Consider the following 7998-nt stretch of genomic DNA (forward strand, 5'->3'; position numbering starts at 1 on the left):
ACCTATCCCGCCGCGTCAGGCCACGAACACCGACGGCTGCCGGTCCCGCCACGGTGCCGCCTCCTCGAGCTGCGCCGCCACCCGGAGCAACAGGTCCTCGCGACCGTGTGCGGCGACCAGCTGCACCCCGATCGGCAGCCCCTCCCTGCTCAACCCGAGCGGCAGGCTGATCGCGGGGTGCCCGGACACGTTGAAAGCCGCTGTGAACGGACCGAGTTCGAAGATTCGCCGCAGCCAGTCCCGCACCGTGTATTCGGGGTTGTCGTAGTCGAGCGCGCCGAGCGGCGGCGGGAGCTGCGCGAGGGTGGGCGTCAGGAGAAGGTCGTGCCGAGTGAAGAAGCGGCCGATCGGGCTGCTGACGCGATGCTGCGCGTCGATCCCGGCCATGACGTCGAGTGCGGTGAACGACGCCGTCTCCGCGAGCACCGCGCGCGAGACCGCCTCGAGCAGGTTCGGATCGGGCCGGCGCGGAGCACGCAGCATCGCGGCGCCGGTGGAGACGGCGGTGAGCATGCAGGCCTCGACGACGTCCGCGGGATCGACCTCCGGGGCCCCCACCGTCACGTCGTGCCCGATCCACTCGAGCACCCGTCCCACGTCCACCGCCACGCCCGCGACCTGCGGGTCGACCGGCACCGGAGCCCCGGTGTCCACCGCGATCCGCAGCCGTCCCGGATCGGCACCGACCTCGTCCGCATATTTGCGGGCCGGGGGAGCGGCGGCGTACTTCTCGCCGACGACCGGTCCCGACACCGCGTCCAGCAGGTGCGCTGCGTCGCGGACGGTCCTGGTGAGGCCGAACTCGTAGACCTGCCCGAATCCCACCTCGCCGGCGAGTGGGCCGCTCGGGGTGCGGCCGCGGCTCGGTTTGAGACCGACCAGCCCGCAACACGAGGCCGGTACCCGCAGCGACCCGGCCCCGTCGTTACCGTGCGCGAGCGGTACCGCCCCGGCCGCCACCAGTGCCGCGGACCCGCCGCTCGAGCCGCCGACACCGCGGTCCAGTGCCCACGGGTTCCGGGTCGGTCCGTACCGCGCCGTCTCGGTGGCGAAGCTGAGGCCGAACTCCGGCGCGGTGCTCTGCCCGAGCGTCACCAGCCCGGCGGTGCGGAACCGCGACATCATCTCGTGGTCGACGCCGGCGACCGCGCCGCGGAGGGCGCGGCTGCCGAGCGTGAACGGAACCCCGCGGGCGAACGGCCCGCTGTCCTTGACGACCAGTGGTACCCCCGCCAGCGGTCCGTCCGGCGAGCTCGTCAGAGCCGGGTCGAACGGCGGAAGCGTCAATGCGTTCAGGTCTGCGTCCGCCGCCGCGAGCGCCCGTCGTGCCAGCGTCTCGACCTCCGTCACGGTCACCTCGCCTGCCCGGATCAGCGCGCGCAGTCCGACCGCGTCGAGGCTCGCGTACTCGTAGAGTTCCACCGGCAGAGTCTCCCGTCGCAATCGTTCGGGCCGCCACCCAATTTCGGGGGACGCCGGTAGCCTCGGCTGATGGCCGCCGTCGTACGACCCGCCGTCCGCACCGACATTCGCGCGCTCTCGCGCGTGCTCGCCGAGGCGTTCGCGGACGATCCGGTGATGACCTGGATGTGGCCGGACGAGAGCGCCCGCCGTGCGGGGCTGCCGCGATTGTTCGACACCGTGACCCGCCACCATCACCTCGGACTCGGTGGGGTGGAGGTCTGCGAGGAACCGTCCGGGGAAATGGTCGGGGCGACGCTGTGGGATCCGCCCGGACACTGGCGGCAGTCGGCGGTGAGCCAGGTGCGCACCCTCCCTGGACTGCTCCGGGCCCTCGGTGGCCGGATCCGGGTCGGTGCACAGGTCTCGGAGACGGTGGAGAAGGTGCACCCCGAGGAGCCGCACTGGTATCTCAGCACCATCGGGACGCTGCCGTCCGCCCGCGGCGCCGGTCACGGGCAGGCGTTGCTGGCTTCGCGGCTCGATCGCTGCGACGCCGAGCGCGCACCGGCGTACCTGGAGTCCAGCAAGGAAGCCAACCTGCCCTACTACCAGCGGTTCGGCTTCGAGGTGACCCGCGAGATCGTGCTTCCGGGGGGAGGACCGACGCTGTGGGCTATGTGGCGCGCGCCACGGTAGGTCCCGTTCTCTAGAATCACTTCGGTGACCAGTGCCGCGCCGCAAGACCCCAAGAACCCCGCCGACGCCCTCCCGAAGAGCTGGGACCCCAGCGCCGTGGAGCAGGAGCTGTACGAGGGCTGGGTGGACGCCGGCTACTTCACGGCCGATCCCACCAGCGACAAGCCGGGTTACTCGATCGTGCTGCCGCCGCCGAACGTGACCGGCAGCCTGCACATGGGCCACGCGCTCGACCACACCCTGATGGACGTGCTCTCCCGCCGCAAGCGGATGCAGGGCTACGAGGTGCTGTGGCTGCCGGGTATGGACCACGCGGGAATCGCCACCCAGAACGTGGTGGAGAAGCAGCTTGCCGCGGACGGCAAGAAGAAGGAAGACCTCGGACGCGAGGCATTCATCGACCGGGTGTGGGACTGGAAGCGCGAGTCCGGCGGCACCATCGGCACCCAGATGCGCAGCCTCGGTGACGGCGTCGACTGGAGCCGCGACCGGTTCACGATGGACGAGGGCCTCTCGCGTGCCGTGCAGACCATCTTCAAGCGGATGTACGACGCCGGCCTGATCTACCGCGCCGAGCGCCTGGTGAACTGGTCGCCGGTGCTGCAGACCGCGATCTCCGACATCGAGGTCAAGTTCGAGGACGTCGAAGGCGAGCTGGTCTCGCTGCGCTACGGCTCGCTCGACGACAGCGAGCCGCACGTCATTGTCGCGACCACTCGTGTCGAGACCATGCTCGGCGACACCGCGGTCGCGGTGCACCCCGAGGACGAGCGGTACAAGCACCTGGTCGGCACGACACTCGAGCACCCGATCACGGGGCGCCAGATCCCGATCGTCGCCGACGACTACGTGGACCCGGAGTTCGGCACCGGCGCGGTGAAGATCACCCCCGCGCACGACCCCAACGACTTCGAGATGGGCCTGCGGCACAGCCTGCCGATGCCCACCATCATGGACAAGACCGGCAAGATCGCCGACACCGGAACGCAGTTCGACGGCATGGACCGCTTCGAGGCCCGGGTCAAGGTGCGCGAGGCCCTCGCCGAGCAGGGCCGCGTCGTCGCCGAGAAGCGGCCGTACCTGCACAGCGTCGGGCACTCCGAGCGCAGCGGCGAGTCCATCGAGCCGCGGCTGTCGCTGCAGTGGTGGGTCAAGGTCGAGACGCTCGCGAAGGCCGCTGGTGACGCGGTCCGTAACGGGGACACCAAGATTCACCCGGCCAGCCTCGAGCCGCGCTGGTTCGGCTGGGTAGACAACATGCACGACTGGTGCATCTCGCGTCAGCTGTGGTGGGGCCACCGCATCCCGATCTGGTACGGCCCCGAGGGTGAGGTCCGTTGTGTCGGACCGGACGAGACCGCGCCCGAGGGCTGGGTGCAAGATCCCGACGTCCTCGACACCTGGTTCTCCTCCGGCCTGTGGCCCTTCTCCACGATGGGCTGGCCGGACAAGACCCCTGAGCTCGAGAAGTTCTATCCCACTTCGGTTCTCGTCACCGGCTACGACATCCTGTTCTTCTGGGTGGCGCGGATGATGATGTTCGGCACGTTCGTGTCCGAGGACGAGGCCATCACCGGGGGCGGGGCCAAGGGCGGACCGCAGGTGCCGTTCGAGGACGTCTTCCTGCACGGTCTGGTGCGCGACGAGTTCGGCAAGAAGATGTCGAAGTCCAAGGGCAACGGCATCGACCCGCTGGACTGGGTGCGCGAGTTCGGCGCCGACGCGCTGCGCTTCACCCTCGCCCGCGGCGCCAACCCGGGCAGCGACCTGTCGGTCGGCGAGGACCACGCCAAGTCCTCGCGCAGCTTCGCCACGAAGCTGTTCAACGCCACCAAGTTCGCCCTGATGAACGGTGCGGCCCCGGCCCCGCTGCCCGCCCGGGCCGAGCTCACCGACGCGGACCGCTGGATCCTCGACCGGCTCGAGCAGGTGCGCGGCGAGGTCGACGCCGCCTTCGACCGCTACGAGTTCGGCAAGGCCTGCGAGGCGCTGTACCACTTCGCCTGGGACGAGGTCTGCGACTGGTACCTCGAGCTGGCCAAGGTGCAGTTCGCGGGCGAGGAGGCCGAGGGCACCCGGGCGGTGCTCGGCACCGTCCTCGACGCGCTGCTGCGGATGCTGCACCCGGTGATGCCCTTCGTCACCGAGACGCTGTGGAAGGTGCTGACCGGCGGCGAGTCCGTGGTGATCGCCCAGTGGCCGGCAGCAGCCGGCGAGGCCACCGACGCCGTCGCCGCCGCGCGCATCGCCGACCTGCAGCGCCTGGTCACCGAGATCCGCCGGTTCCGCAGCGACCAGGGGCTCAACGACAAGCAGAAGGTGTCCGCGCGGTTGACCGGCGTCGCCGAGGCGGACCTGGACGGCAAGCAGGCCGCCGTGGCCGCGCTGGTCAAGCTGACCGACCCGGCCGAGGACTTCGCCGCGACCGCGTCGCTGGAGATCCGCCTCAGCCGCGGCACCGTCACGGTCGAGCTCGACACCTCCGGCACCGTCGACCTGGTCGCCGAGCGCAAGCGGCTCGAGAAGGACCTCGCGGCCGCGGAGAAGGAGCTCGCCGGAACGGCCGCCAAGTTGTCGAACGAGGCCTTCCTTGCGAAGGCTCCGGACAACGTGGTCGACAAGATCCGCGCCCGCCAGTCGTTGGCGGCCGAGGAGGTCGCGCGGATCACCGCCCGGCTCAGGGACATGGGGCAGGCGTGAGCATGCCCAGCTCGGAGTCGCAGCCGTCGCCGGTCGACCTGGCCGAACTCGCACTGGTCGAGGCCGAACTCGACAAGCGGTGGCCGGAGACGAAGATCGAGCCGTCGTTGACGCGAATCGCGGCCCTGATGGACCTGCTGGGTTCGCCCCAGCACAGCTACCCCGCGATCCACGTGGCCGGAACCAACGGCAAGACCTCGGTCACCCGGATGATCGACGCGCTGCTGACCCGGCTGCACCGGCGGGTCGGCCGCACGACCAGCCCGCACCTGCAGCTGGCCACCGAGCGGATCAGCATCGACGGCAAGCCGATCTCCCCGCGGCTGTACGTCGACACCTACAACGAGCTGGCACCGTACATCGCGATGATCGACGCCCAGTCCGAGGCCGCCGGTGGTCCCGCGATGAGCAAGTTCGAGGTGCTCACCGCGATGGCATTCGCAGCCTTCGCCGAGGCACCGGTGGACGTGGCGGTCGTCGAGGTCGGTCTCGGCGGGCGTTGGGACGCAACGAATGTGATCGACGGGCAGGTCGCGGTGATCACCCCGATCAGCCTCGACCACGTCGAGTTCCTCGGCGGTGACCTCGCGGGCATCGCCGAGGAGAAGGCGGGCATCATCAAGAAGGCCCCCGAGTCCCTCGTGCCCCGCGACACCGTCGCGATCCTCGCCGAGCAGGTCCCCGAGGTGAGCGAGGTGCTGCTGCGTCGCGCGGTGGAGGCGGACGCCGCCGTCGCCCGCGAGGGATCCGAGTTCCGGGTGCTGGGCCGCCAGATCGCGGTCGGCGGACAGCAACTGGAACTGCAGGGCCTCGGCGGCGTGTACAGCGACATCTTCCTGCCGCTGCACGGCGAGCACCAGGCCCGCAACGCCTCGCTCGCGCTCGCCGCGGTGGAGGCGTTCTTCGGAGCAGGCGCGGACCGCCAGCTCGAGATCGACGCCGTCCGCGAAGCCTTCGCCTCGCTGACCAATCCCGGCCGGCTCGAACGGGTCCGCAGTGCTCCGACGGTGTTCCTCGACGCCGCCCACAATCCGGACGGCGCCCGGGCACTGGCCGCGGCGCTGGCAGCCGAGTTCGACTTTCGCAAGCTCGTCGGCGTCGTCGCCGTGCTGGGTGACAAGGACGTCGACGGCATCCTGGCCGCCCTCGAGCCCGTGCTCGACGAGATCGTGGTGACGCACAACGGGTCCCCGCGCGGCATGGACGTCGACCAGCTCGCCGACCTGGCGGTCGCGCGGTTCGGCGACGAGCGGGTGGTGGTGGCGCCGACGCTGCCCGACGCGCTCGAGACCGCCATCGGCCTCGCCGAGGAGGTCGCCGAGCCCGGCGAAGCCGTCTCCGGGGCAGGCGTCGTGGTGACCGGATCCGTGGTCACCGCAGGCGTCGCCCGCACCCTGTTCGGAAAGGACCCCGCGTGAGCACTCCCGATCAACCGGCCCCCGAGTCCGGTGGCTTCAAGCCCCCGGCGACGGACCCGTGGAAGGGGTTCCGCGGCGTCTGCTCGGGCATCCTGATCCTCGAGGCGATCGTCGTGCTGCTCGCGATTCCCGCGGTCGCGAAGCTTGGCGACGGCATCAGCGGCGGCGCGGTCGCATACATCCTCGTCCTGGGCGGCCTGATGATCCTGGGGTGCGGCGTCCAGGGCAGGTCGTGGGCCATCGGTTTCGACCTGGCGCTGCAGGTCGCGATGATCGCCGGATGGTTGGTGCACCCGGTGATCGGTGCACTGGGACTGCTCTTCGCGGCGGTCTGGGTCTACATGCTCTACCTCCGGCGCGACATCCAGGAGCGGATCGAACAGGGTCTGCTTCCAGGGCAACGAGACTGAACGTTTAGGCTGTTCCCCCGTGACTGAGCGCACCCTTGTACTGATCAAGCCCGACGGCGTCGCCCGCAGATTCGTCGGAGACATTCTTGCGCGAGTCGAACGCAAGGGCCTGTCCATTTCCGCGTTGGAGATGCGCACGGCCGACGTCGATGTGGCCGGCGCGCACTATGCCGAGCACGCCGAGCGGTCGTTCTATCCCGGACTCCTCGAGTTCATCACCTCCGGTCCGCTGGTCGCCGCGGTCGTCGAGGGCCCGCGCGCGATCGCGGCGTTCCGGCAGATCGCCGGCGGCACCGACCCGGTGGAGAAGGCCGCCCCCGGGACCATCCGCGGCGACCTCGCCCTGGACGGGCAGCAGAACCTCGTGCACGGCTCGGACTCGGTGGAGTCCGCCGAGCGCGAGATCGCGCTGTGGTTCCCCCACCTCGTTCGCGGCTAGCGAGCCCGGGGCGGTCGTAACCCGAACTTCCGCCGCTCCACTTCACCGCTGCGGTGCGCCGTTGGCGCGGGCCGTCGCGCACGTGTGGGATACTGGCGATGGTCGGATCCGCATTCGTTCCGCAATACCCAGGTTCGGTGCGGACCCGACCGGATGACACCACGGTTCGATGCCCTCATCGCTGTCGCGGCATGCAGGAAATCCCTCGCCCGAGGCACGCTGGATGATCAGGCGCACGGACCACGTAATACAGCCATCCAGCCAGGCGCCGTACGAGTTGGCAGTGAACTAACGGATCACTTCCAACCGCGCGGGGCGAGACCATACACACTCGCGCCTACCCGGTGCGAGCACACAAACAGCGCTCTCGAGTGGCCGCGTCACACCCGGTTAGCCAAGGTGGACGCGCCCGGGGGCCCGAGGAGACTTACGTGGCCGATCAAGCGCCGCCCGAAACTTCACAGAATTCCGCCGCAGAGAACGCGGCACCCGTGTTCCCGGAGAAGATCCGGGTACACGCACTCGCCAAGATGCTGGGGCTGACCAGCAAGCAGGTGCTCGCCCAGGTCGCCGAGTTCGGCGCCGAGCTGCGCAGTGCCCAGTCGAGCGTGGACCGCGCCCTCGCCGAGCGCGTGCACGCGGCGCTCGCCGGCCCGACCGCCGAGACCCCGGCGGTCGAGACGCCTGCGGTCGAGACGCCCGCGGTCGAGGCACCTGCCGTCGAGCCGGCGAAGACGCTGTTCACCAGCGCCGACGAGCCGCAGGCGCACGTTCCCGTCGCCGAAACGGCGCCCGTGTTCCAGGCGCCGCTGTTCCTGCAGCCCGAGGCCGAGGCCGCGCCTGCTTCACCGCTGCGGTGCGCCGTTGGCGCGGGCCGTCGCGCACGTGTGGGATACTGGCGATGGTCGGATCCGCATTCGTTCCGCAATAC

Annotated in this window: 7 protein-coding genes; 6 read left to right on the plus strand and 1 reads right to left on the minus strand. The window is 70.3% G+C overall.

Annotated features, from left to right (window positions below):
• Positions 1-15 precede the first annotated feature (15 nt).
• Complete coding sequence (locus ACFXGJ_RS09860; protein WP_378618300.1) at positions 16-1422, minus strand: amidase; 1407 nt, start codon at positions 1420-1422, stop codon at positions 16-18.
• 69 nt (positions 1423-1491) lie between these two features.
• Between ACFXGJ_RS09860 and ACFXGJ_RS09865 the strand changes: the two genes are divergently transcribed.
• The 6 genes from ACFXGJ_RS09865 to ACFXGJ_RS09890 form a co-directional block, all read left to right on the plus strand.
• On the plus strand, positions 1492-2100 hold the full coding sequence (locus ACFXGJ_RS09865; protein ID WP_378618303.1) for a GNAT family N-acetyltransferase: 609 nt from the start codon (positions 1492-1494) through the stop codon (positions 2098-2100).
• A 24-nt stretch (positions 2101-2124) separates the two neighbouring features.
• Positions 2125-4800, plus strand: a complete 2676-nt coding sequence (locus tag ACFXGJ_RS09870) for a valine--tRNA ligase (RefSeq protein ID WP_378618306.1) — start codon at positions 2125-2127, stop codon at positions 4798-4800.
• A gap of 2 nt (positions 4801-4802) precedes the next feature.
• A complete protein-coding gene (locus ACFXGJ_RS09875) occupies positions 4803-6218 on the plus strand; it encodes a bifunctional folylpolyglutamate synthase/dihydrofolate synthase (protein WP_378618325.1) in 1416 nt (471 codons plus the stop codon).
• Positions 6215-6628, plus strand: coding sequence for a DUF4233 domain-containing protein (locus tag ACFXGJ_RS09880; protein WP_378618308.1), 414 nt, complete (start codon positions 6215-6217; stop codon positions 6626-6628). Before ACFXGJ_RS09875 ends, ACFXGJ_RS09880 begins: the two co-directional genes overlap by 4 nt.
• 19 nt (positions 6629-6647) lie before the next feature.
• Entirely contained in the window at positions 6648-7067 is a 420-nt protein-coding gene (ndk, locus tag ACFXGJ_RS09885; protein WP_378618311.1) for a nucleoside-diphosphate kinase, read from the plus strand.
• Between the two features lie 431 nt (positions 7068-7498).
• On the plus strand, positions 7499-7998 hold a 500-nt coding region (locus tag ACFXGJ_RS09890; RefSeq protein ID WP_378618313.1), incomplete at its 3' end, for a translation initiation factor IF-2 N-terminal domain-containing protein.

Origin of the sequence: Rhodococcus sp. NPDC059234, assembly GCF_042754225.1 — a bacterium.
In the GTDB taxonomy this organism is placed as follows: domain Bacteria; phylum Actinomycetota; class Actinomycetes; order Mycobacteriales; family Mycobacteriaceae; genus Rhodococcus_G.